The organism is Cellulomonas carbonis (assembly GCF_014636275.1).
In the GTDB taxonomy this organism is placed as follows: Bacteria; Actinomycetota; Actinomycetes; order Actinomycetales; family Cellulomonadaceae; genus Actinotalea; species Actinotalea carbonis.
In genome coordinates this window covers 480,461-503,991 of sequence record NZ_BMEB01000001.1, presented here as the reverse complement: position 1 = coordinate 503,991, position 23,531 = coordinate 480,461, and the positions used below count along the sequence as shown (strand labels likewise).

23 protein-coding genes and 1 pseudogene are annotated in these 23,531 nt (G+C 73.7%); 10 read left to right on the top strand and 14 right to left on the bottom strand.

Features of this window, described 5'->3' with window-relative positions; translation table 11 throughout:
* Positions 1 to 59 precede the first annotated feature (59 nt).
* The 4 genes and pseudogenes from IEV86_RS17795 (at position 60) to IEV86_RS02280 (ending at position 5,275) form a co-directional block, all read left to right on the top strand.
* Entirely contained in the window at positions 60 to 704 is a 645-nt protein-coding gene (locus IEV86_RS17795) for a histidine phosphatase family protein (RefSeq protein ID WP_052426451.1), read from the top strand.
* Positions 701 to 1,849 (top strand): Rossmann-fold NAD(P)-binding domain-containing protein, encoded by a 1,149-nt coding sequence (locus IEV86_RS02290; RefSeq protein WP_052426450.1) that lies wholly within the window; start codon positions 701 to 703, stop codon positions 1,847 to 1,849. Before IEV86_RS17795 ends, IEV86_RS02290 begins: the two co-directional genes overlap by 4 nt.
* A gap of 82 nt (positions 1,850 to 1,931) precedes the next feature.
* A complete protein-coding gene (eno, locus tag IEV86_RS02285; RefSeq protein WP_052426449.1) occupies positions 1,932 to 3,260 on the top strand; it encodes a phosphopyruvate hydratase in 1,329 nt (442 codons plus the stop codon).
* Between the two features lie 773 nt (positions 3,261 to 4,033).
* A pseudogene (locus tag IEV86_RS02280) lies at positions 4,034 to 5,275 on the top strand (IS256 family transposase).
* A gap of 23 nt (positions 5,276 to 5,298) precedes the next feature.
* On the opposite strand, the gene IEV86_RS02275 reads toward IEV86_RS02280, so the two are convergent.
* The 3 genes from IEV86_RS02275 to IEV86_RS02265 form a co-directional block, all read right to left on the bottom strand.
* The gene (locus IEV86_RS02275) at positions 5,299 to 5,676 is read right to left on the bottom strand and encodes a hypothetical protein (protein ID WP_152605702.1); all 378 of its coding nucleotides are present in this window, start codon (positions 5,674 to 5,676) and stop codon (positions 5,299 to 5,301) included.
* A gap of 332 nt (positions 5,677 to 6,008) precedes the next feature.
* Complete coding sequence (locus tag IEV86_RS02270) at positions 6,009 to 6,785, bottom strand: formate/nitrite transporter family protein (protein ID WP_043608365.1); 777 nt, start codon at positions 6,783 to 6,785, stop codon at positions 6,009 to 6,011.
* A 125-nt stretch (positions 6,786 to 6,910) separates the two neighbouring features.
* Complete coding sequence (locus IEV86_RS02265; protein WP_052426411.1) at positions 6,911 to 7,684, bottom strand: hypothetical protein; 774 nt, start codon at positions 7,682 to 7,684, stop codon at positions 6,911 to 6,913.
* Between the two features lie 93 nt (positions 7,685 to 7,777).
* On the opposite strand from IEV86_RS02265, the gene IEV86_RS02260 reads away from it, so the two are divergent.
* Positions 7,778 to 8,494 (top strand): MarR family winged helix-turn-helix transcriptional regulator, encoded by a 717-nt coding sequence (locus IEV86_RS02260; RefSeq protein WP_052426412.1) that lies wholly within the window; start codon positions 7,778 to 7,780, stop codon positions 8,492 to 8,494.
* A 48-nt stretch (positions 8,495 to 8,542) separates the two neighbouring features.
* Here IEV86_RS02260 and IEV86_RS02255 read toward each other — a convergent pair whose 3' ends face one another.
* From IEV86_RS02255 to IEV86_RS02245, 3 genes are read right to left on the bottom strand one after another with little or no spacing between them, the layout of a single operon-like run.
* Positions 8,543 to 9,403 (bottom strand): RNA polymerase sigma factor, encoded by an 861-nt coding sequence (locus tag IEV86_RS02255; RefSeq protein WP_043608369.1) that lies wholly within the window; start codon positions 9,401 to 9,403, stop codon positions 8,543 to 8,545.
* A complete protein-coding gene (locus tag IEV86_RS02250) occupies positions 9,396 to 9,722 on the bottom strand; it encodes an antibiotic biosynthesis monooxygenase family protein (RefSeq protein ID WP_043608372.1) in 327 nt (108 codons plus the stop codon). Before IEV86_RS02250 ends, IEV86_RS02255 begins: the two co-directional genes overlap by 8 nt.
* Positions 9,719 to 10,561 carry a helix-turn-helix domain-containing protein gene (locus IEV86_RS02245; protein WP_052426413.1) on the bottom strand — a complete coding sequence of 281 codons (843 nt, stop codon included), beginning with the start codon at positions 10,559 to 10,561 and terminating at the stop codon, positions 9,719 to 9,721. The genes IEV86_RS02250 and IEV86_RS02245 overlap by 4 nt, the downstream gene beginning before the upstream one ends.
* Positions 10,562 to 10,678: 117 nt before the next feature.
* On the opposite strand from IEV86_RS02245, the gene IEV86_RS02240 reads away from it, so the two are divergent.
* Both IEV86_RS02240 and IEV86_RS02235 read left to right on the top strand, forming a co-directional pair.
* A complete protein-coding gene (locus IEV86_RS02240) occupies positions 10,679 to 11,470 on the top strand; it encodes an SRPBCC family protein (protein WP_043608376.1) in 792 nt (263 codons plus the stop codon).
* Between the two features lie 10 nt (positions 11,471 to 11,480).
* Complete coding sequence (locus IEV86_RS02235; protein ID WP_043608387.1) at positions 11,481 to 12,128, top strand: TetR/AcrR family transcriptional regulator; 648 nt, start codon at positions 11,481 to 11,483, stop codon at positions 12,126 to 12,128.
* 19 nt (positions 12,129 to 12,147) lie between these two features.
* Here the strand turns inward: IEV86_RS02235 and IEV86_RS02230 are convergent, their stop codons facing one another.
* From IEV86_RS02230 to IEV86_RS02220, 3 genes are all read right to left on the bottom strand, one after another.
* Positions 12,148 to 12,618 carry an ATP-binding protein gene (locus tag IEV86_RS02230; protein WP_202595190.1) on the bottom strand — a complete coding sequence of 157 codons (471 nt, stop codon included), beginning with the start codon at positions 12,616 to 12,618 and terminating at the stop codon, positions 12,148 to 12,150.
* A gap of 252 nt (positions 12,619 to 12,870) precedes the next feature.
* A complete protein-coding gene (locus IEV86_RS02225; RefSeq protein ID WP_081978861.1) occupies positions 12,871 to 14,667 on the bottom strand; it encodes a sodium:solute symporter family protein in 1,797 nt (598 codons plus the stop codon).
* Complete coding sequence (locus tag IEV86_RS02220) at positions 14,664 to 14,942, bottom strand: DUF4212 domain-containing protein (protein ID WP_043608379.1); 279 nt, start codon at positions 14,940 to 14,942, stop codon at positions 14,664 to 14,666. Before IEV86_RS02220 ends, IEV86_RS02225 begins: the two co-directional genes overlap by 4 nt.
* Before the next feature lie 185 nt (positions 14,943 to 15,127).
* On the opposite strand from IEV86_RS02220, the gene IEV86_RS02215 reads away from it, so the two are divergent.
* Both IEV86_RS02215 and IEV86_RS02210 read left to right on the top strand, forming a co-directional pair.
* Positions 15,128 to 15,532, top strand: a complete 405-nt coding sequence (locus IEV86_RS02215) for a hypothetical protein (RefSeq protein WP_043608380.1) — start codon at positions 15,128 to 15,130, stop codon at positions 15,530 to 15,532.
* Positions 15,533 to 15,596: 64 nt separating this feature from the next.
* Positions 15,597 to 16,502: a DUF6910 family protein gene (locus IEV86_RS02210; protein WP_043608381.1), complete on the top strand. Its 906-nt coding sequence runs from the start codon at positions 15,597 to 15,599 to the stop codon at positions 16,500 to 16,502.
* Positions 16,503 to 16,587: 85 nt separating this feature from the next.
* Here the strand turns inward: IEV86_RS02210 and IEV86_RS02205 are convergent, their stop codons facing one another.
* The 5 genes from IEV86_RS02205 to IEV86_RS02185 are packed head-to-tail and all read right to left on the bottom strand — an operon-like array spanning position 16,588 to position 22,706.
* The gene (locus tag IEV86_RS02205) at positions 16,588 to 17,451 is read right to left on the bottom strand and encodes an HpcH/HpaI aldolase/citrate lyase family protein (protein ID WP_272913608.1); all 864 of its coding nucleotides are present in this window, start codon (positions 17,449 to 17,451) and stop codon (positions 16,588 to 16,590) included.
* On the bottom strand, positions 17,448 to 17,918 hold the full coding sequence (locus IEV86_RS02200) for a MaoC family dehydratase (protein ID WP_043608382.1): 471 nt from the start codon (positions 17,916 to 17,918) through the stop codon (positions 17,448 to 17,450). Before IEV86_RS02200 ends, IEV86_RS02205 begins: the two co-directional genes overlap by 4 nt.
* Positions 17,915 to 19,090: an acyl-CoA dehydrogenase family protein gene (locus tag IEV86_RS02195; protein WP_043608383.1), complete on the bottom strand. Its 1,176-nt coding sequence runs from the start codon at positions 19,088 to 19,090 to the stop codon at positions 17,915 to 17,917. The genes IEV86_RS02200 and IEV86_RS02195 overlap by 4 nt, the downstream gene beginning before the upstream one ends.
* Entirely contained in the window at positions 19,087 to 21,093 is a 2,007-nt protein-coding gene (locus IEV86_RS02190; protein WP_188484532.1) for an acetyl/propionyl/methylcrotonyl-CoA carboxylase subunit alpha, read from the bottom strand. Before IEV86_RS02190 ends, IEV86_RS02195 begins: the two co-directional genes overlap by 4 nt.
* A gap of 5 nt (positions 21,094 to 21,098) precedes the next feature.
* Positions 21,099 to 22,706 (bottom strand): carboxyl transferase domain-containing protein, encoded by a 1,608-nt coding sequence (locus tag IEV86_RS02185; RefSeq protein WP_043610292.1) that lies wholly within the window; start codon positions 22,704 to 22,706, stop codon positions 21,099 to 21,101.
* Between the two features lie 150 nt (positions 22,707 to 22,856).
* On the opposite strand from IEV86_RS02185, the gene IEV86_RS02180 reads away from it, so the two are divergent.
* Complete coding sequence (locus IEV86_RS02180; protein ID WP_188484531.1) at positions 22,857 to 23,471, top strand: SACE_7040 family transcriptional regulator; 615 nt, start codon at positions 22,857 to 22,859, stop codon at positions 23,469 to 23,471.
* Positions 23,472 to 23,531 lie beyond the last annotated feature (60 nt).

Below are 23,531 nucleotides of genomic sequence, written 5' to 3'. Positions count from 1 at the left end.
CCCTGCATCTTCCGCACTTGCTGCGCGGCCCGGTCGCTGCGCGCCCCGAAAGGACCTGCATGAGCGCCCTGCTGTACCTCGTCCGCCACGGCGAGACCGACTGGAACCGCGAACGACGTCTCCAGGGATGGATCGACGTCCCGCTCAACGACGTCGGACGCGCCCAGGCGGAGGAGACCGCGTCCCGCTTCGCGCGTCGACCGGTCGACACCGTCGTGGTCTCCCCGCTGAGCCGCGCCCGCGAGAGCGGCGCGATCATCGCGAGCCGTCTGGGTCTGGCGCTCCCGACGGTCGACAGCGGGCTCAAGGAGCGGTCCTACGGGGTCACAGAGGGACTGACCCACGCCGAGGTGGCGGCACGGTTCCCCCCACCGCAGCAGGTCCCGGGCCGGGAGACGCGTGAGCAGGTCCTCGAGCGGGCCGTCGCGGCGCTCGGCCGCATCGCGACGCGGTCCGACGGCGGCACGGCGGTCGTCGTCACCCACGGTGCGCTCATCCGCGCCGTCGTGACCGAGGTGGCCCCTGGCGTGGCGGACACCCTCGACGTGCCCATCGCCAACGGCTCCGTGCACTCGTTCGCATGGGACGCGGGCTGTGGCCGCGGCCGGTTGATCCGCTTCGACGACCCGGTGGACCTCGAGCTCGAGGAACTCGACGCCGAGGCGCTCCGGCTGGCCGAGCTGTCGACGAGCGTGCCGCGGTGAGCGCCGGACGCCCGTTCCTCTACCTCTCCCACGCGGACGTCGTCGCGGCCGGGGTGCTGGACGCGGCCAGGTGCGTCGACGTGTGCGAGGAGGTGTTCGGGCTGCTCGCGTCGGGGGACTACCTCATGGGCGGGCCCGGCAAGAACAGCCACGGCCTCGGCCTCGTGTTCCCGGCCTCGTCCCCGTTCCCCGGCATGCCGCTCGCCGGCCCGGACCGCCGCTTCGTCGCGATGCCCGCCTACGTCGGCGGCCGCTTCGACGTGTGCGGCAACAAGTGGTACGGCTCCAACCCCGCCAACCCGGGGCGTGGTCTGCCGCGATCCGTGCTCACCCTGACGCTCAACGACAAGGACACGGGGGAGCCCCTGTGCCTCATGTCCGCCAACGCCGTCAGCGCGGCCCGGACGGGAGCGATCCCCGCGCTCGCGAGCCGCTGCCTCGCTCCCGGGTCCCGCGTGCTCGCGGTCATCGGGTGCGGTGTGGTGAACCGGGCGGTCGTGGCCGCGGTCATGACCCAGCAGCCCGCTCTCGAGCACGTCGTCCTCCATGACGTCGACGCCGACGCGTCGGAGCTCATGGCCGCGTGGGTCCGCGACACGTACGGGGTGCGAGCCGACACCGCCCCCACCGCGGACGCGTGCGTCGCCGGGGCTGATCTCGTCAGCGTGGCCGCCTCGCGCCGCACGCCTCTGGAGATCGCCTCGGGGTCCTTCGCCGACGGCGCCACGGTGCTGCTCTCCGGCCCGATGGCATCCGACGACGCGTTCTGGTGCGACAGCCGGGTCGTCTACGACCACGTGCCCCTCCACCAGGAGTACGTCCGGGAGGCGGCCGCGGCGCCCGACCGCGGTGCTGCGTACGACGCGCTGATCGGCGGCCCGCTCTACCGGCTCATCGACGCCGGACGCGTGCCGCCGCTGGAGGGCTCGGTCGACCTCGGGTCCCTGCTCTCGGGACGCGTGCCCCGTCCCGTCGACCCCGACGCCCGGACCGTCGTCGTGGCCTGCGGCATGGCCGTCTTCGACGTCGCCCTCGGCCTCGACCTCTACACGACCGCTGTCGAGCGCGGGCTCGGCCGCGCCCTCGACCTGTGGGGCGACGAGCTCCCGCCGACGGCGGCCGACCTGCGCCCCACCCGCTCCTGAGCACCCGCTCCTGACAGCACCGCCTCAGACAGCGCCGCGCCCGTCCCGTCCCACCCGGCTCCCCAGAGAGGCTCACCCTTCCGTGACCAGGATCGCCAGCATCACGGCACGCCAGATGCTCGACTGCGGTGGTCGGCCGCTCGTCGAGGTGGACGTCCGCACCGACAGCGGCCACGTGGGCCGTGGGGCGGCACCGACCGGTCACTCGGTCGGTGCGCACGAGGCGTTCGTCCTCCGGGACGACGACCCCTCGCGGTACGACGGTCGCAGCGTGCACCGCGCCGTCCGAAACGTCGAGGAGGTCCTCGCCCCGGCGCTGGTCGGCAGGGACGTGTCGGACCAGGCCGCCCTCGACACGGTGATGATCGAGCTGGACGGGACGCCGCGGAAGACGCGGCTCGGCGGCAACGCGATCTACTCGGTCTCGATCGCCTGCCTGCGGGCGGCGGCGGCGTGCGCGGCGGAGCCCGTCTACCGGCACCTCGCCGCCGGTCCGCTGACGACCGTGCCCGTGCCCGCGTTCAACGTCGTCAACGGCGGCCGGCACGGAGCGCTGGTCCAGGCCTACAACGAGTTCCTCGTCGTGCCCCACGGAGCCGAGGACATCTTCGAGGCCGTGGAGATCGGCGTGCGCGTGTTCGAGGTGCTCGGCGGCGTGCTGGAGCGCAGGTTCCGGACGCGGCCCGGCGTCGGGAAGTCCTACGGGTTCGTCGCCCCGTCGTCGAGCCCCCGGGTGGTCCTCGACGTCCTCCGGGATGCGGCGGACGCGTGCGGCGTGCTGGACAAGGTCGCGTTCGCGGTGGACTGCGCCTCGAGCGAGATGTACGACAGGCCGTCCCGCACGTACGAGCTCGACGGTCGGCGCACCGACGCCGCCGGCATGGTCGAGTACGCCGCCGCCCTGACGGAGGAGTTCGCCCTCCTCTTCGTCGAGGACCTCCTGGACGAGGACGACTGGGACGGCTTCGCGCTGGCGGCCCGGGAGCTGACGCGCACGCTCGTGCTCGGCGACGACCTCGTCGTGACGAACAGCGCACGGCTGCGCAGGGCGATCGACGAGCGGGCCGTCGACGGCTTCCTCCTCAAGCCCAACCAGGTCGGCACGATCACGCAGGCGCTGGAGGCGTTCGAGGAGGCCCGACGTGCAGGGCTCGTCGTGGTGCCGTCCGGACGCTCCGGCGGTGTGATCGACGACGTCGTCATGGACCTGGCGGTCGGGCTGCAGGTCCCGTTCCTCAAGAACGGGGCGCCGCGCTCGGGCGAGCGCATCGAGAAGCTGAACTTCCTCATGCGCGCCGCGCACGACATCGAGGGCTGCCGTCTGGCCGACGTGTCGGCGATCGCGCGGTTCCCGGACCGGACGGCCGATGTGGCGGTGCGGCCGGCCGGCGACCTGGAGCCCGTCGCATAGAGTGTGCGGCGCGCGCCGGGGCCCTCGAGGGGGCGCATCGGTGAGAGCGAGCCCATCGACATCCACGCCCACCTGGGGGAGAGACCCTGCGCGCGGGCTGGTCGCCGCACGGTCGCCGACCAGACCGCCCTCGCCGAAGGCGGCGACGCCGAGAGCCGCTGGGCACGTCTCGCTCTGAGTGCCGCGACGACGGGAGGCGGGCTCTCCAGCGTCCGCCGGCTCGTGCGTGTCTTGGCAGGGACGAGAACGAGGGCGCCCGTCGGCGTGCGCCGAAGGCTTGCGGCGACGCTGATCGTGGGGTGCTTGCCCTTCACCTTCACCTGGTCCCACGTCAGGCCCGCGGGCTCGCCTGGGCGAAGTCCGAGTAGCAGCGAGATCGTCACGAGGTCGCCCAGCCGGTCATCGCCTGCGACCTCGAGCAGACGGCGGGCTTGCTTGACCGTGAGCCCGAACCGCTCCGCGGTCGGCCCCGCGAGCGGCCGGACCTTCGCGGCGACGTTGCGGTCCACGATGTCGCGGCGCATCGCGTAGTCGAGCACCCGCTCGGTCAGGTTGTGGGCGAGGCGCATGTACCGTGCCGACCGCCCCAGCTCCTGTAGGTCCAGCAGCATCTTCTCGATGTCGGTCGCGCGCCGCTGCGAGACCTGGGGAGTGGCGTCCCGCAGAGTGGTGTGCGAGCCCGGCCTTGATCGGGGCGTCGTCGTAGACGTGTAGGCGGTCACCGCGTGATTCTTCGAGAGACCTACCAAGTCGACTCGAGAGAAGGACCCGCGATGACCGCTGGACCCAGTCTGGACCCTGCCCGCTTCTTGCACGAGCACCTGAGTGCGGCTTCCCCGGATCTGCTTCGTGAGCTGCTGGGCGTCTTCATCGACACCCTGATGGGCGCCGAGGCCGACGCGATCTGCGGCGCGGAGTACGGCGCCCGGACCCCGGAGCGGACCAACACCCGCAACGGCTATCGGCACCGCGACTTCGACACGAGGGTCGGCACGATGGACGTGGCGATCCCCAAGCTGCGCGCCGGGACCTACTTCCCGGACTGGTTGCTGGAACGGCGCCGACGGGCCGAAGCAGCCCTGACCAGCGTCGTCGCGACCTGCTACCTCCTTGGCGTCTCGACCCGGCGGATGGACAAGCTCGTCGAGTCCTTGGGCATCACCCGGCTGTCGAAGTCGCAGGTCTCCCGGATGGCGGCCGACCTGGACGAGCAGGTGGCGGCGTTCCGGACCCGACCGCTCGACGCCGGCCCCTACACGTTCGTCGCCGCCGACGCCCTCACGGTCAAGGTCCGCGAGGGCGGGCGGGTGGTCAACATCGCGGTGATGGTCGCGACCGGGGTCAACGCCGACGGGCACCGCGAGATCCTCGGGATCGACGTGTCCACGGCCGAGGACGGCGCGGGGTGGTTGACGTTCTTTCGTGACCTGACCGCCCGCGGCCTGACCGGGGTGAAGCTGGTGACCTCCGACGCGCACTCCGGGTTGGTCGCCGCGATCGGCGCGACCCTGCCCGGCGCGACCTGGCAACGGTGCCGCACCCACTACGCGGCGAACCTGATGTCGACCTGCCCGAAGAGCTCGTGGCCGTGGGTCAAGACGATGCTGCACAGCGTCTACGACCAGGTCGACGTCGACGCGGTCCACGCCCAGTTCGACCGGCTCCTGGACGCCGTCGCCGACAAGCTCCCCGCCGTCGCGGACCACCTCGAAGCCGCCCGGGCCGATGTCCTGGCGTTCACCGGGTTCCCCAAGGAGGTCTGACGGCAGATCTGGTCCAACAACCCCAACGAGCGCCTCAACCGCGAGATCCGCCGGCGCACCGACGTCGTGGGGATCTTCCCGGACCGCACCTCGATCATCCGCCTCGTCGGCGCCGTCCTGGCCGAGCAGCACGACGAATGGGCCGAAGGACGCCGCTACCTCGCCCTGGACGTCCTGGGCCGATCCCGGCTCACCGCCGTCCCCCAACCGCAGGAGGTGAACTCCACCCAGCTCCCGACGCTCAGCGCCTGAACCCGAAGATCACGCGGCAGCCGTCACACACCACGTCCGGGGACTTGACCGACTGGGGTGCGTCCGATGGCACATGAGATCCGGCCGTGCAGCAGGGTCGCGTAGTTGGCCAGCGTCCCGTAGGACACGTGCCCCTCGACATCGCGGGAGAGCCACAGGTTCGCGACCTCGTCGAAGGTCACGTGACGGGAGCGGACGTCGATGCCCTGCCGGTTGGCCTCGACCAGCGCGGCCAACTTGTCCTTGACCTCCTGCCGGGTCTTGCCGACGACCTTGGGCCGGCGGCGTCGGCCATCGGCAGAGACCCCGAGGTCGACTTGCCCAACCCAGCGGCGGCGGGCGGCCTCGTAGTAGATCGCGCCGTCGCCGCGCTCGCGTTGTATCCGGACCATGTGGCCCACCGCCGTTCGCGGGGTGCCTAACCAGGCACTCTCGCGGTGGGCAAAGATGGACGCCTGTGGGCGGAAATGGACACTGACCTGCGAATACGCGACTCGGAGCGGCGCTTGGAAGCGGGGGAGCGCTCGCTGGGGGTCAAGGGGTCGCAGGTTCAAATCCTGTCATCCCGACAGTGAAAGAGCAGGTCAGAGGGCCGTTCCGCTGAGGCGGGACGGCCCTTCTGGTTGTCGTGGACGTTCAGGGGAGCATGACACACGCCCCCATGCCCGCGTCCCCAGCCCGTGCACGGCCCGGCACACGTCCTCGGCGACCATGGACGCCGAGGTCCCACAGCTCAGGCGCCCTTGACTTGTGCCGTGTGCGTGAACGTGATGAGCAGCAGGCCCCCGACGACGTTGCCGAGCGTGGAGAGTCCGAGGTTCGCCCAGAGGTCCCCGTACCCGACGACACCAGAGCTCCAGATGCCGAACAGCAGGTGCAGCGCCGACACGACGACGTGGTCGAACGGTCCGAGGGCGAGGAACACCCCGACCATGTACGCGACGAGGACCCTCGCGGCGACGCTGTCGACCGCGTTGAGCAGGTAGGAGAGCAGTGCGACGAGGGCCCCCGCCAGCACCGCACGGGCGAGGGTCGCCAGGGGGCTCTTGGCCGCGACCTCCTCCGCGACACGGTCGAGCACCGCGCCGGATCCCGCCGGCAGGGCTCCCTCGACGAGCATGACCGCGAGCAGGACGGCACCGCCGACCAGGTTGAGGACGAGCACCAGGACCCACAGCCACACGAGCCGGCCCCACACCTTCCTGCCTGGCCGGCGGACCGCGGCAGCGACCGGGTCGAACAGGTTCTCGCTGAACAGCTCCGTCCTGCCGACGACGAGGAAGACGATTCCGATGCCGAACGCCAGCGCCCCGGCGAGCGAGCCGAGCTCTCGACCCAGCGCCGGCTCCACGAGTGCCGCGGCGACCCCGAGGCCGACGATGCCGAAGACGATCGTCACCCCCGCGATGAAGGCGGTCGACACCGTCTCCAGCAGCGACATGGACAGCCGGCGCTCGCCCTCCTTCTCGGCGCGCTCGTAGATCTCCTCGGGGGAGGGTGCGACGCTCATCACCTCAACGTAGCCACCGACCCACGACGTGGCGCCCCGGGGCAGCAGCTCGGACCGGTGCCGGCCCGCGAGGGAGCGAGCGGCACCGGTCCGTGAGCCGCCTCAGTCGGCGGCCGCGCGTGAGGTCAGCGGGTGTGGGCCACTCCCGGCATGCTCAGGTCGCCGGAGGCGATGTCGAGCACGTCCTCCACGCGCAGGAGCGGGTCGTGCAGGTCGGCGTTCACCCGCAGCGCGGCGGTCACGCCGTCGAACGAGAACGTCTCGGGGAACGCGACGGCGTCGAGCGGGACGTCGATCCGCACGACGGGGCCGTGCAGGTCGACGTCGTACCCGGGGCTGTCGAGGAGCAGCGGCACACCGGGCCACGTCGCGGGGACGTCGGGCTCCTCTCCCTCGGGGATGCCCCTGACCATCAGGGCGCCGTCGCCACGGCTGTCGTCCGGCACGAGGACCACCCAGTGGGCGTGCCACACGACCCCGTCGTCGTCCGTCGCGCCGTTGCCGTCCTCGTCCTGCCGGGGCGTGTCGTCGAAGTCGGGGTGGCTCGTGGCGGCGAGGGCGAGGACTCCCGACCCGTCGGCGAACCCGACCGTGGCCGGGTCGAGCGACGTCGGCCAGACGTAGGACTGGACCGCGCTCCCGGCGAAGGAACCGATGGGCTCCGGCGTCGTGGCACCGGCCGTGCCGGTGACGCGGTGGCGGAAGACGAGCCCGTCTCCCTCCCGACGGACGGACGTCTCGACGAGGTCCGCGTCGGCGGCCACGCCCTGGTCCTTGGTGGCGGAGATGCGCGCGTCTCGGCCACTCGACGCGAGGGCGGGTCCGACGGCGACACCGACCGCGGTGACGGCGACGGCGCCGATCGACAGGGTGGCGAGGACGGATCGGCGACTGGTCATGGTTTCCTCCGTTATTTGGCAGTCCTAACTAGACTGGCGACGGTGAAACTAGTTGGCAGTGCCATAGGGTGTCAACCGACGAAGGAGAGGCCCATGGACGACGGCAGGCACGAGCCCGACGGCGGTGCGCAGGACGGCCCGCCGGGGGTCCCGGTGGCGGAGACCCCGGCGGGGGATCGGTCGACGGCGCGCGGCCCGAGCGCCGCCCAGGGGGCCGCACCGGTGCCGGGGCTCCCACCCACCGACCAGCTCCTGCTGGCCCTGTCCCGGCTCGGTCAGGCCATCCGGCTCGGGGCCTGGCGCAACGCCGGCCCGCACGGTCTCACCCCGCTGCAGGCCGACATCGTGACGTTCCTGGGCGGCGACGACCGGCCGCGACGTCAGACCGACGTCGTGCGGGCGCTGGCCTCGACCGCGCCCACGGTGAGCGACGCGGTCCGTGCCCTCGCCGCCAAGGACCTGCTCACCCGAGGCCGCGACGCGGACGACGCCCGGGCGGTGTCGCTGCGCCTCACCGATGCTGGGCGGACCGAGTACCGGCGCCTCGTGCAGGTCCCGGTCGAGCTGGCCGAGGCGACCGGCGTCCTGGGGGCCGAGGACCGCGGCGCGGTCCTCCGGTCGGCGGTCGCCATGATGGGTGTCCTGCAGGAGCGCAGGGCCATCCCCGTGTCGCGCATGTGCCCCACCTGCCGGTTCTTCCGCCCCGACGCGCACGACGGCGAGCTGCGGCACCACTGCGCATTCGTGGACGCGGCGTTCGCCGACGCGGAGCTCCGGGTGGACTGCCCCGACCACGCCACCCCCGACTGACCGTCGGATGCCGCCCGACCTCCGGCCGGTGCGGGACGTGGGCCGCCCTCACGCGCCGAGCAGGTCGGGGCACGCCGTCCGCAGACGGTGCAGCACGCCGTCGGGCGCGAGGAAGGTGGGGTCCGTCCGGTAGACCTCGGCCAACGCCTCGGCGAGGTCCAGCTGGTCGGCGGCACGGCGGACCGTCGTGGCGGGGATCGGGGCGTCGACGCCCGGGTGTCCGGCCCAGTCCCGACGAGCGGGGTCGAGGATCCCGTAGCGGATGCTGGAGTCGACCTGCCGGCTGCACCGGCACGGGTTCTCGGCGCGGACGAGCCCGCACCGGCCGGCGATGATCCCGCGCATCGTGCGGCGTGCGCGTGCGAGCCGCTGCCGGTAGGCGGCCGGGCTGATCTCCAGCGCTTCCGCGCCCTCGGTGTCCGGCAGCCCGACGAGGTCCCCGAGGAGGTAGGTGATCCGCAGGTCCCGGCTCAGGCACAGGAGCATCCCGTAGGTGCACGCGATCCGGACCTCCCCGCACAGCGCCTCGTACTCGGCCTGGTCGGCCACGTCGGGCTCCTCGGACGCCATGTTGCGGTCGATCCACTCAGCGAAGGCCTGCGGTCCGCGGACGCTGTCCTCGACCGCTCGGCGGCGCGTGGCGAGCAGGTGACGCGACGCGATCGTGTAGACCCACGTGGTCACCTTCGCGCGGCCCTCGTACGCGCTGAGGTGCGTGACCACCTTGAGCAGGATCTCCTGCGTGACGTCCTCCGCGTCCTCCCGCGAGGAGAAGAACCGCAGCGCGAGCCGGTAGACGACGTGCTGCAGGTGCCGGCAGAGCTCGGTCATCGCGTCCACGTCCCCGTCGACCGCCTGCGCGAGCAGGGCGCGCAGGCGGTCGTCCGACGGCGTCGAGTGGTCAGGCACGGACGGGCTCCTGCGCCGTCGTGCTCACGTGCGAGCCGGCCACGACCTCGCCGTGCTCCATGCCCACGACCTCCTCGATGAGCTCGAAGACGGCCGCGCACGCCGGCAGGCCCATGACGTCCTGCTGGGCGGCGAGGGCCGAGGCGAGGTCGGTCCACTCGACGACGTCGAGCCAGGTGCGCTCGTCGAGCCGGACCAGGCGCAGGCCGACGAAGCCGGGCACGTCGCGCAGGGCCGCCGCCATGGCGGGGCGCCGCGCGAGCATCTCGTCGGCGTCGTCGGGTCGGACGGTGAAGCGGGCGAGCTCGATGGCGGTCATGTCGTGTCCTCTCGGTGGGGGACGGGTCCGGATGACCCGTCCACCGAGATGAGTGCGTCACCGGCCGCCGACTGTGACATCGCCGCCGAGCGGAAGAACGCGTCGGCGTCGTCGTCGGCCGGGAAGACGAGCTCCACGCGCAGCTCGTCGAGCGTCACGTCGCGCGCCGAGCCGAAGCGCGCGACCACGCTCAGCGTGCGCACCACGGTGTCGCCGAACCGGAAGTGCGGGCACAGCACGAGCTCGTCGGATGCCTCGTCGGGCGCCTCGTCGCCGTCGCACGCGGCGCGGGCGTGCGCGAGGAGCTCACGCAGGCGGGTGTCTCCCGGGTGCCGCTGGAGCTCCGCCTCGAGACGTCGTACGCCGGCGGGGGCGAGTGCCGACCAGTTGTCGAGCAGCGGCTGCCACGTGCCGCCGTACACGAGGCGGACGAGGTTGCGCTCGCCGCCGACGAGAAGGCGACGTGCCGCGGCGTTGGCGTCCACGACGTCCCAGCGCCCGTCGACGACGAACGCGGGGAAGGGCTCGTGCTGCGCCAGGAGCCGGTCGATCGCGTCGCGGAACGGCGCCAGCTCGGCGGTGCCGAGGTCGGAGCGCGGGAACGCGGGGGCGAACCCGGCTGTCATGAGCAGGTCGTTGCGCGCGCGCAGCGGCAGGTCGAGCGCCGCTGCGAGGCGCAGGACCATCGTCCGGGTCGGTCGGGAGCGGCCCGTCTCGAGGAAGGACAGGTGGCGTGACGTCGTCGCGGCTGCGGTCGCGAGCTGGAGCTGGCTCAGGCGGCGGTGACCGCGCCACTCGCGCAGGCTCACCGAGAACGGGGCGACGTCGACCTGAGCCATGGGTGCAGTGTCCCGGCCCGCGAGGAGCCTCCGCCATTCCCTGCCGGGGAATCGACGCGCCGCGCGACGCGCCGCTTCGCTGACCTCGCCAGCAGATGCCAGAGGGAGGACGGCGCCATGAGGATCACACGCACCCGGCAGATCGACGCACCGGCCGACGCGGTGTGGCGCGTCGTCGGTCCGGGGTTCGCCGACGTCGGCGCGTGGGCGAGCGAGGTGGTCCGCTCGGCGGCCGTGCAGTCGGTGGGGCGTCCGGACGCCGTTCCTCGGGGCGCGCCCTGCGCCGGACGGGCGTGCTCGGTGACCACGCCCGGGTTCGACGGGGTCCGTGAGGAGCTCCTCGACTACGACGACGAGCGGATGTCCCTGACGTACCGCGCCGGTGGCGGGACGCCCGGCGTCGTCCGCGAGGCCCGCTCCACCTGGTCCGTGACGCGCCTCGGGCCCGACCGGTGCCTGGCGTCGATGACCACGCAGGTCGAGCTCGCGGGGGCCGGTCGCCTCGCCGGGCCGGTCCTCGCGTACCTGACCCACCGCCTCGGCCGGCGGACGCTCGCCGACCTGGACCACCACGTCACGACGGGGCGGCCCTCGCCCCGCAAGCGGCGCGCGGGACGGCGCCGCGGGACGGGGCCGCTGGGCCGGGTGGTGCGTGCCAACGCCGCCCTGCTCGTGCTCCTCGGTCGCAGCCCGATCACCGCGCGGACGGCCCGCGCGCTCGCCGCTCTCGACACCGGCTGGGTCGTGGCGAGCGGCGCCCTGCTCGCCGCCGCGGGCCGGCGGTTCTCGACGGGTGGGTGGGCCGCCGTCGTCGTGACGTCGTCGGTCGTCGCGACGTTCGGGGCGCTCCAGTGGTGGCACTCGCGTGCGGGCGGCGTGGTCACCGACCGATCAGCAACCCCCAACTAGTCTGGTGCTCATGGAACGACGTGCGGTCCGGCGCCCGCAGCGACCGCGCGAGACGACGGTGCGCAAGCGTGAGGAGATCCTGCGCGCGGCGACGGCGACGTTCGGCAACCGTGGTTACAAGAACGGGTCCCTCGCCGAGATCGCGGACCAGGTGGGCATCACCCACACCGGGGTGCTCCACCACTTCGGGTCGAAGGACCAGCTCCTGCTGGAGGTCCTCGCGTTCCGCGACCGCACGGACGTCGAGCAGCTGGAGGACGCGCACGTGCCGGGTGGCCTCGAGCTCTTCCGGCACCTCGTCGCGACCGCGCGACGCAACGCCGGTCGACCCGGCCTCGTGCAGACCTACACCGTGCTGTCGGCCGAGGCCGTCACCGACGGCCACCCCGGGAAGGACTACTTCCGCGAGCGCTACACGACCCTGCGTGGCCTGGTCGCGGACGCGCTGCGCGAGGTGTGCGCGGACGACGACCCGCCGCCGGACCGGGACGTCGACGCCGCCGCGGCCGCGGTCCTCGCCGTGATGGACGGCCTCCAGGTGCAGTGGCTCCTCGAGCCCGGGCGCGTCGACCTGCCCCACGCTTCGGCGTTCGCGATCGAGGCGATCCTCTCGGCCGCCGTGCACGGACGGCGGCGCGCGTCGCTCCTGGACCCCTGACGGCGAGGGGCCGCCGGGCTCAGCCGCCGAACTCGGCCCAGACCACCTTCTCGGCCGCGGTCCGGTACCACCCCACGTCCACGGCGAGCCGGCGCGCCACCTGGAGCCCGAACCCGCCGGCGCCGGGCGCGCGCGTCCCCGCGACCCGTGGCTCGGTCGAGGTGTCGTTGTCGGTGACGGCGAGCAGGAAGTCGTGGCCGTCCTGGCGCAGCTCGACCGTGGTGGGCGGCCGGCCGTGCTCGATGGCGTTCGTCGCGAGCTCCGACGCGACGAGCACCATGCGTTCGGCGACGGGCATCAGGGGGCGCTCGGCGTCCTCGCGCGCACGCTCGTTGATCTCGTGCCGGAGGCCCGCGCGGAAGTCGCGCAGCTCGGCGGACGAGTCGAGGACCCAGCGTCGCACGAGCGCGTAGCGCTCGGGCGGGCGCGCCGTCGGCAGGCCGGCATCCTCCTCGATCGAGGACGACTGGAGCTCGGCCGGCTGGTTCATGGTCATGACGGTACGTCCCGTGCCGTTCCTCAGCATGCTGAACGGGGGAGGGGCCGGGCGTCACGGGTCGCCGGGCGCGCACAGCCGTGTCGCACGCTGGGGCCATGACGGACGACGCACCGCTCCAGCCGCTCCCGGACCCTTGGGCGTCGGAGATGATCGACCGCCTCCAGGCACGGACGGGCCGCGGGGCCCGACGCCGACTGCGTCGCGGGGCGGGCCCTGCTCGAGGTGCCCGCCCCGCGACGCCCGTCACTCCTCCCGGGCGGCGCGGCGCGGCTCGCCGGGCGCCGCGCGGTCCGGCTCGCCGCCGCCGTGGTGGTCGGCGTGCCGGTGGTGCGGGTGGTGCTCGCCGTGCAGCGCGTCGTCCTCGATCTCGCCCGACGCGTGCGCCGCGACCAGCTGCGTGCGCCCGGGGTAGCGGACGTCCTCGACGAGCTGCTGCATAAGCGGCGTCGGCTTCTCGGTCACCTGCGAGACGAGGATCGTCACGACGAAGTTGATGATCATGCCGACGGTCCCGAAGCCCGTCTCGGCGATCCCGAGGATGCCCGCGCTGTTGCCGTAGATGTCGATGGTCCACAGCTGGTACGCGAGCGTCGTGACGAGGCCCGCGAGCATGCCCGCCGTCGCGCCCGCCGCGGTGCAGCGCTTCCAGAAGATGCCGAGCACGAGCACGGGGAAGAAGCTCGCCGCGGCGAGCCCGAAGGCGAGCGCCACGACCTGCGCGACGAAGCCCGGCGGGTTGATGCCCAGGTAGCCGGCCAGCACGATCGCACCGGCCATCGCGATCCGGCCGACGCCGAGCTGCCGCGCCTCGGTGGCACGCGGGTTGATGCGCTTGAAGTACACGTCGTTCGCGACCGATGACGAGATGACCAGCAGGAGGCCCGACGCGGTCGACAGCGCGGCGGCGAGTCCGCCCGCCGCGACGAGGCCGACGATCGGCGCGGGCAGGCCCGCGATCTCGGGCGTCGCGAGGACGACGATGTCGTTGTTGATGACGAGCTCGCTGCTCCCCGCCGCGCCGATGTCGATGACGCCGTCGCCGTTCGCGTCGTCGTGCGCGATGAGGCCGACCTCGCTCCACGACGTGTACCAGGACGGGACGTCGGCGACGGGAGTGCCCGAGAGCTGCTGAAGCACGTTGAGCTTGGAGAACGCGCCGATCGCGGGCGCCGTCGTGTACAGCAGGGAGATGAAGAACAGCGCCCAGAGCGCCGAGTAGCGCGCCGCGCGCACGTTGCGTGCGGTGTAGAACCGCACGATGACGTGGGGGAGACCCGCGGTGCCGAACATGAGCGCGCCCGTGATGAGCACCATGTTGAGCATGTTCGTCTGCGTGAACGCCTCGGTGTAGGCCGCGATGCCGAGGTCCTCCTGGAGCCCGTTCAGCTCGGCGAGGATCTGGCCGAAGCTGACCTGCGGCACCGGGATCCCGGTGAGCTGGAGCGAGATCGCGACCGCCGGGATGAGGTACGCGACGATCAGCACGCTGTACTGCGCGACCTGCGTCCAGGTGATGCCCTTCATCCCGCCGAGCACCGCGTAGAAGAACACGATGACCATGCCGATCAGGACGCCCGTCGTGGTGCCGACGCCGAGGAAGCGCTGGAAGACGACGCCGACGCCGGACATCTGGCCGGCGACGTAGACGAACGACACCGTGATCGCGCACACGACCGCGACGAGCCGCGCCGTCTCGGAGTACCGGTCGCCCACGAAGTCCGGCACGGTGTACTTGCCGAACTTGCGCAGGTAGGGCGCGAGCAGGAGCGCGAGCAGCACGTACCCGCCGGTCCAGCCCATGAGGTAGACCGACCCGGCGTACCCGTTCTGCCCGAACGCGATCAGGCCCGCCATCGAGATGAACGACGCCGCGCTCATCCAGTCCGCGGCGATCGCGGCGCCGTTCGCGGGCGCGGGGATGCCGCCGCCGGCCACGTAGAAGCCGGACGTCGTGCTGACGCGGCTCCGGTACGCGATCCAGATGTAGAGCGAGAACGTCACGCCGACGAAGACGAGGGTCCACAGCTGCACCGGGCTCACGAGTGGTGCACCTCCTCCTCGTACTCGGTGATCCCGAACTCGGCGTCGAGCCGGTCCATGCGCCACACGTAGACGGCGATGAGCACGACGAACGTGATGATCGAGCCCTGCTGGGCGAACCAGAAGCCGAGCGGCACGTCGAGGAACGAGACGGTGTTGAGCACGTCGACGAGGACGATCCCGGCCCCGAACGAGACGAGCGCCCAGATCGTCAGGAGCACGGCCATGAGCCTGAGGTTGCGGCGCCAGTAGGCGCGGCGCTGGACAGCGTCCATCCACCCCTCCCCCGGGGGTCGGTGGCTCTCCGCCCCGTCGCGGAGGGCCGAAGCGGACATGCAAGCAGCCGGGCCGGATGTGGTCAAGATCACAGTCCAGGCGGTGAACAAATCGGCTCGGGTCGTTGAGCCGGCCCGCTCGTGCCCTGGTCGCGTGGCGGTCGACGTGCCTAGAGTCACCCCCCATGACGCCGAGGACGCCGAGGCCGGCCGGTCGCCGCCGACCCGCGGGGCAGGCGCGGCTCCTCGGCGCGGCGGCGATGCTCGTGGTGGGTGCGCTTCTCCCGTGGCTCATGACCGCCGCCGGGCCCGTGGCGGGGATGCGCGGGCCGGGGGTGTGGACGCTCTACGCCGGGGTGCTCGCCCTCGCCGGTGGACTCGTGCCGCACCGCCGGGTCGCCGCGGTCCACGGCGCGGTCGTGGGCGCCGTGGGCGTCGGCCTCCCGCTGTGGCAGGTCGTCCACGTCCTCGGCCTCGTCGGCACCGCCGGCTGGGCGCCCGGGCCGGGGCTCGTCATGACGGCGGGCGGGGGCGTGCTGGCGCTGGCGGCCGCCGCCGCGCTGTGGCGCACCCCGGCCGTGACCGCCTGAGCGCTGGGCGGGTGCCCGCGCGGCGTCCGGTCTACCGTGACGGCGTCGGCGGACGGAGGTGCGTGTGCGCGTCGAGGTGCTCGAGGAGCGCGGCCTGCGTTTCACGGACGGCGTCCCGGTCCGGGCGGCGTCGGCGGTCGCGCGCCTGGGGGACGGCTGGCTCGTCGCGCAGGACGACGCCACGTTCGCGGCCTGGGTCCTGCCGCACGCGGTCGAACGCGTCCGCGTCCTGCCCCCGGTCCACGGGCTCGACACCTTCGAGGAGTCGCTCGGCACCAAGCGGCTGAAGCCGGACCTCGAGGCGGCACTCGGCTGCGAGGTCGACGGGCGTGACGGCGTGCTGCTCCTCGGGTCCGGCTCGTCGGACGCGCGCACGCGGGGCGCCGTCGTCGACGCGTCGGGGCGTGCGGTCGTGGCCGAGCTCGCGACGCTCTACGACCGTGTGGCCGACCTGCTGCGGCTCGACCGGGAGCTCCTCAACCTCGAGGGCGCGTGCCGTGTCGGCGACGTCGTGCGCTGGTTCCACCGCGGGGTGCCCGGGGCGGGCGACCCGACCCGCAGCGTCGACGTCGACGCGCGAGGCCTCGCCGCGGCCGTGCTGGGGCGGACGGACCCGGCCGGGGTCGGGCTCGGCTCGCCGCGGCGCTACGACCTCGGCGAGGTCGACGGGGTGGGGCTCGCCGTGACGGACGCCGTCCGCGTCGGCGACCAGGTCGTGGTGAGCGTCGCGGCCGAGGACACCGACGACCCGCGGCACGACGGGCCAGTCGTGGGGGCCGCGCTCGTGGTGCTCGAGGATGACCGGGTCGTGGCGAGCGCGCCGCTGCCGCACGTGCGCGGCCACGTGCCGAAGGTCGAGGGTCTCGCGCCGGTCGCGGTCACGCGGGCGTCCCTCACGCTGCTCGCGACGGTCGACGACGACGACCCGGACGCAGCGTCGGCCGCGCTCGTCCTGCGCCTCGTGCGCTGACCGCGTCCATGCGTGCACCCCGCGGGCCCGCCGTCGGGCCGTCGCCGCTCCCGCCGCGCTGCCCCCGCCGCACGCTGACGGCCCGTCAGCGAGCCCGCCGGAGGACCTCCTCCGCGTGGCGGAGCACCGGCCCGTCGACCATCCGGCCGTCGTGGCGGAACACGCCGCCGTGCTCCGCGCCGTGCGAGCGCGCCGCCTCGAGCACGTCGCGGGCCCACACCACCTCGGCGTCGTCGGGACGGTAGGCGCGCCGGACGACGGCGACCTGGGACGGGTGGATGCACGCGGTCGCGGTGAACCCGGACGCGACGGCGTCCCGCACCTCGGCCTCGAGCCCGTCGACGTCGTCGACGTCGAGGTGGACCGCGTCCACCGCCGCGCGCCCGTGCGCCCGGGCCGCGAGGAGGACAACCGAGCGCGCGTGGCGCGCGACGTCGCGGTACCGCCCGTCGGGCGTCCTGCTCGAGGTCCCGCCGAGGGACGCCACGAGGTCCTCGGCGCCCCACATGAGGGCCACGACGCCGTCGGCGGCGGCGACCGACGACGCGGCGAGCACGCCTGCCGCGGTCTCCACCAGCGCGCAGACCCGCGCGTCGGGCAGCACCTCGAGCACCGCCGCGACGTCCCGCGGTCCCGAGCACTTGGGCACCATGACGGTGCGGTACGACGTCGCGGCGAGCGCGGCGAGGTCCAGCGCACGGTCCGGCTCGGTCGCGTTGACCCGGACCACGGTCCGGCCTGGGTCGAGCCCGCTCGCGGCGACGGCCTCGCGGGCCGCAGCCTTGCTGTCGGGTGCGACCGCGTCCTCGAGGTCGAGGACGACGGTGTCGGACCGGTCCGCGGCCTTGGCGAAGCGGTCCGGCCGGTCGCCCGGGCAGAAGAGCAGCGCCGGACCGGGCAGCGCCGGACCGGGCACGGCGGGGCCCGGCGGCGCCCCGGGCTCGGTCACGGCGCGTCCCGGCAGCGCACGAGGACCGTCCGGGTCGCGGTCGCCACGACCGTGCCGTCCTGGTTGCGCCCGGTGTGCTCGAGCGAGACGACGCCCTCGCCGGGACGCGACGCGGAGAGACGCTTCGCCGCCACGACGGTCTCGGAGTACAGGGTGTCGCCGTGGAACAGCGGGTGCGGGAAGGCCACCTCGCCGAAGCCGAGGTTCGCGACGATCGTGCCCTGCGTGAGCTGGCCGACGGACTGCCCGACCATCGTCGCGAGCGTGAGCATCGAGTTGACGAGGCGCTGGCCCCACGACTGGTCCGCCGCCCAGGCCGCGTCGAGGTGCAGGGCCTGGGTGTTCATCGTCAGCGTCGTGAACAGGACGTTGTCCGCCTCGGTGAGGGTGCGCCCGGGGCGGTGGAGGTACCGCGTCCCGGGCTCGAGCTCCTCGTACCAGAGCCCCCGCTGCTCGACGTCCTTCACGCGACCCCCTCCGCGAAGCCCAGCTCACGGGCGATGATCATCAGCTGGACCTCGGTCGTGCCCTCGCCGACCTCGAGCACCTTCGCGTCGCGGTAGTGCCGGGCCACGGGGTTCTCGTTGAGGAAGCCGTACCCGCCGAAGATCTGCGACGCGTCGCGCGCGTTGGCCATCGCGGCCTCGCTCGAGACGAGCTTCGCGATGCTCGCGTCCATCTTGAACGGCACTCCCGCGACGATCTTGTGGGCGGCCTCGTAGGTCGCGAGCCGGGCGGCGTGCACCCGGGCCTGCATCCGGGCGAGGGTGAAGCCGATGTGCTGGTTGGTCCCGATCGGCCGGCCGAAGACGTGACGTCCGTGCGCCCACCGCATCGCCTCCTCGAGGCAGCCCTGCGCCGCGCCGGTGCACAGGGCCGCGAACGCGACGCGGCCCTCGTCGAGGTAGGTGAGGAAGTCCGCGTAGCCGCGGCCGCGCTCGCCGAGCAGGTTCTCCTCGGGCACCCGCACGCCGTCGAACTCGAGCGGGTGCGTGTCCGAGGTGTGCCAGCCGACCTTGTCGTAGCTGGGGCCGACGGTGAAGCCCGGGGTGCCCGACGGCACGATGATCGCGCTGAGCTCCTTCTTCACGGTGCCGTCGGGGCGGCGGCTCTCACCCGTGACGGCGGTGACCGTGACGAGGCTCGTGATCGCCGACCCGGAGTTGGTGATGAACTGCTTGGACCCGTCGACGACCCACTCGCCGTCCTCGAGGCGCGCGGTCGTCCGGGTGCTGCCCGCGTCCGAGCCGGCACCGGCCTCGGTGAGCGCGAACCCGGCGAGCGCCTCGCCGCGTGCGAGCGCGGGCAGCCACTCCTTCTTCTGCGCCTCGGTCCCGCGTCGGAAGATCGGCATGGCGCCGAGCCCGACGCCCGCCTCGAGCGTCACGGCGATGGACTGGTCCGCCCGCGCGAGCTGCTCGACGGCGAGGCACAGCGACACGTAGTCCTTGCCCTGACCGCCGTACTCCTCGGGGAAGGGCAGGCCGAAGAGGCCCATCTCGCCCATCGTCGCGATGATGTCGTAGGGCAGCTCGCGTCGCGTGTCGTACTCGTAGGCCGCGGGGGCGACGACCTCGTCGGCGAACTCCCTCACCTGGTCGCGGAGTCGGCGCTGCTCGTCGGTGAGCTGGTCGATCATGCGGGTGTCCTCTCGTGGGCCTCGGCGGTGACGGTGGCCACCACCTGGTCGAGCGCCACCCGGTCGGCCGGTCTGACCGTGAGAGTGACGACGCCGTCGGACGGGGCGAGGACCCGGTGCTCCATCTTCATGGCCTCGACCGTCAGGAGTGCCTGCCCGGTGCGCACGACGTCGCCGTCGGTGACGTCGACCGCGACGACCGTGCCGGGCATGGGGGAGCGGGCCTCGGGGACGCCGGGCCCGTCGTCGGCACGGTCGCGCACCCGGCGCTCGTCGAGCGGGCCCGCCACGGTCAGCGCGTGCGTGGCGCCGTCGAGCGCGACCCACGCGGTCGAGCCGTCGAGCGCGACGTGCACCGGACGGGTCACGCCCCCCAGGGTGAGCCCGCCCCGCGTGCCGTCGAGGTGCAGCGACGCGGGCACCGGGTCGCCGTCGCCGATCGCGACCTCGGCCGCCCCGGCCGTGCCGGAGACGCGCACGGACGTGCGGTGGTCGGGCCCGGACGCGACCGCGAGGGTGCGCGCCGCCCGGCCGCCCGGGCGCCAGCCGTCGCACCGCCACGGGTCGTGCGGCGCCGACGCCGCGCACGTGAGCAGCGCCGCGGCCGCGAGGTGCGCGTCGGTGGGCGGCGCGAGCTCGAGGCCGTCGAGGCGCCGCTCGACGAGCCCGGTGTCGAGGCGTCCCGCGCGCACGTCGCCGTCGCCCACGAGCACGCGCAGGACCTCGAGGTTGGTGCGGACACCGAGGACCGTGGTCGCGGCGAGCGCGGCGTCGAGCCGGTCCAGGGCCTGGGCGCGGTCCGCGCCCCACGCGACGACCTTGGCGAGCATCGGGTCGTAGTGCGCGCCGACGACGAGGCCCGCGCGCAGCCCGCTGTCGACCCGGACGCCGTCGCCCGCCGCCTCGGCGAGCGCCAGCACCGTCCCGGTCGTCGGCAGGAACCCGCGTGCCGGGTCCTCCGCGTACAGCCGGGCCTCGACCGCGTGGCCGACCAGGCGCACGTCGCCCTGTGCGACCGGGACGGGCCGGCCGGCCGCGACCACGAGCTGGCACTCGACGAGGTCCACGCCCGTGACGAGCTCGGTGACCGGGTGCTCGACCTGGAGCCGCGTGTTCATCTCCATGAACCACGCCTGCGTCGGGTCGTCGTCCGCGACGAGCAGCTCGACGGTGCCCGCGCCCACGTAGCCGACGCTGCGCGCGACGGTGCACGCGAGCTCGCCGAGGCGCTCGCGGTCCTCGGGCCCCAGGAGAGGCGACGGGGCCTCCTCGACGACCTTCTGATGGCGCCGCTGGAGCGAGCACTCGCGCTCGCCGAGGTGCACGACGGTGCCGTGCACGTCGCCGAGGACCTGGATCTCGACGTGGCGGGGACGCTCGACGAACCGTTCCAGCAGCAGGTCGTCGTCGCCGAACGCCGCGCGGGCGACGCGTCGCGCGGCGACGAGTGCGGCCGGCAGGTCCGCGGGGTCCCGCACGACCTCCATGCCCTTGCCGCCCCCACCCGCCGAGGGCTTGACGAGCAGCGGGAAGCCGACCGCTGTCGCCGCCTCGACGAGCTCGTCGTCCGTCATCCCTTGCCGCTGGGTGCCCGGGAGCACCGGGACGCCGGCGGTGGCGACGTGCGTGCGGGCGCGGATCTTGTCGCCCATGACCTCGAGCGCGCGGAGCCCGGGGCCGACGAGCACCACGCCGGCCCGCTCGCACGCGAGCGCGAGCGCGGGGCTCTCGGCGAGGAACCCGTAGCCGGGGTGCACCGCGTCGGCGCCCGTCCGCAGCGCGGCGTCGACGACGGCGTCGACGTCCAGGTAGCTGTGCTCGGCCGCTGCCGGCCCGATGCGCACCGCGACGTCGGCCGCCCGGACGTGCGGCGCGTCGGCGTCGGCGTCGCTGTGGACGGCGACCGAGCGGATGCCCAGGCGCCGCAGCGTCCTGATGACGCGGCACGCGATCTCGCCGCGGTTCGCGACCAGGACCGTGCCGAACAGGGGTGCTGTCGTCATCGCGCTCACATCCGGAACAGGCCGAGGCGGGGCTCGGGCAGGGGCACGCGCGAGCAGACGTCGAGCGCCATGCCCAGGACCCGGCGCGTGTCGAGCGGGTCGATCACGCCGTCGTCCCACAGCCGGGCGGTGGACCAGTAGGGGCTGCCCTGCGTCTCGTACTGCGCGCGGATCGGCGCGGTGAACCGCTCCTCGTCGGCGTCGGTCCACTCCTCACCGCGTCCCTCGGCCTGCTCGCGGCGGATCGTGGCCAGGACCGACGCCGCCTGCGGGCCGCCCATCACGGAGATCCGGGCCTGCGGCCACATCCACAGGAAGCGGGGGGAGTAGGCACGCCCGCACATCGAGTAGTTGCCCGCACCGAACGACCCCCCGATCACCACGGTGAGCTTCGGCACACGCGTCGTCGCGACGGCCGTGACCATCTTGGCGCCGTGCTTGGCGATGCCGCCCGCCTCGTAGTCGCGGCCGACCATGAAGCCCGAGATGTTCTGCAGGAACACCAGCGGGATCCCGCGCTGGTCGCACAGCTCGACGAAGTGCGCTCCCTTGAGCGCGGACTCGGAGAAGAGGACGCCGTTGTTCGCGACGACGCCGACGCGGTGGCCGTGGATGCGCGCGAACGCCGTGACGAGCGTCGGGCCGTACTCGCGCTTGAACTCGTGCAGCTCGCTGCCGTCGACGACACGCCGGATCACCTCGCGCACGTCGTACGGGGTCTGCAGGTCGACCGGGACGACGCCGTACAGGTCCTCGGCGGGCAGGGCCGGCTCGCGCGGCTCGGCGACGTCCCACACCGGGGCGGACGGACGCGGGAGCGTCGCGACGACGTCGCGCACGATGCGCAGCGCGTCCACGTCGTCGTCGGCGAGGTGGTCGGTGACGCCCGACGTGCGCGTGTGCAGCTCGCCGCCGCCGAGCTCCTCGGCCGTGACGACCTCACCCGTCGCGGCTCGCACGAGCGGGGGACCGCCGAGGAAGATCGTCCCCTGGTCGCGCACGATCACCGTCTCGTCGCTCATGGCCGGCACGTACGCCCCACCCGCGGTGCACGAGCCCATGACGCACGCGACCTGCGGGACGCCCGCGGCCGACATGCGGGCCTGGTTGTAGAAGATGCGGCCGAAGTGCTCCCGGTCGGGGAAGACCTCGTCCTGCATCGGCAGGTAGGCCCCGCCGGAGTCGACGAGGTAGACGCACGGCAGCCGGTTCTCGAGCGCGACCTCCTGGGCCCGCAGGTGCTTCTTCACCGTCATCGGGTAGTACGTGCCGCCCTTGACGGTCGCGTCGTTCGCGATGACGAGGACGTGACGGCCGTGCACGAGGCCGATGCCGGCGACGACGCCCGCCCCGGGCGCCTCGTCGTCGTACATGCCGGTCGCGGCCAGCGGCGCGAGCTCGAGGAACGGGCTGCCCGGGTCCAGGAGCGCGTCGACGCGGTCCCGCGGCAGGAGCTTGCCGCGCGCGACGTGCCGCGCACGGGACGCCTCGGGCCCGCCGAGCGCCGCGGTGCGCAGGCGCGCGCGGAGGTCCTCGACGAGCGCGCGCTGGGCGTCGGCGGTGCTGCGGTAGGTCGGGTCGGCAGGGTCCGCCGTCGTGGCCAGGAGGGTCACCGTTGACGCCTTCCGGGGTCGGTCGTGCGAGCACGATCTGAGTTAACGACTGCTAACTGAAAGGACGCTAGTGTGCGACGAGCGCCGTGTCCACGCGACGCACCCGCGCACGACGACGACCGACAGGTCGCCCGGGGAGGAGACGCACCCGTGCCCGACGCCGTCCGCGAGCGCCCGACCGCGCGCAGCCGCGCGAAGGACGACCGCCGCACCGCGCTGCTCGCGGCGGCGGCCCGGCTGTTCGCTCTACGCGGCTTCGACGGCGTCTCGATCGAGGACCTCGGCGCCGCCGCCGGCGTCAGCGGGCCCGCGGTGTACCGGCACTTCGCGAGCAAGCAGGCCGTTCTCGCGGCGCTGCTCGTCGAGGCGAGCGCGCGGCTGCACGAGGGAGGGCTCGCCGTCGTCGCGGACGCTGACGGCGACCAGGACGCGCTGCGCTCGCTCGTGCGCTTCCACGTCGACTTCGCGCTCGGCCGGCCCGACGTCATCCGCGTGCAGGACCGCGACCTCGAGTCGCTCGCCGACGACGAGCGGCGCACCGTCCGGGCGCTCCAACGCGCGTACGTCGAGCTGTGGGTGGGTGTCCTGGCGCGGCTGACGCCCGACGCCGACCCGGCGCGCCTGCGGGTCCGCGCGCACGCGACCTTCGGCCTGCTCAACTCCACGCCGCACAGCGCGGCGGGCGTCCCGGCCGCGGCCGTCCGGCCCCTGCTGGAGAGCATGGCGCTCGCGGCGCTCGGCCACGGCGGCCCGTCCGGCGGCTGATCCCGCCGGACGGGACCGCCGGTGGGCACGCGGGTGGGCCCGCGGGCCGGATGGAGGGAG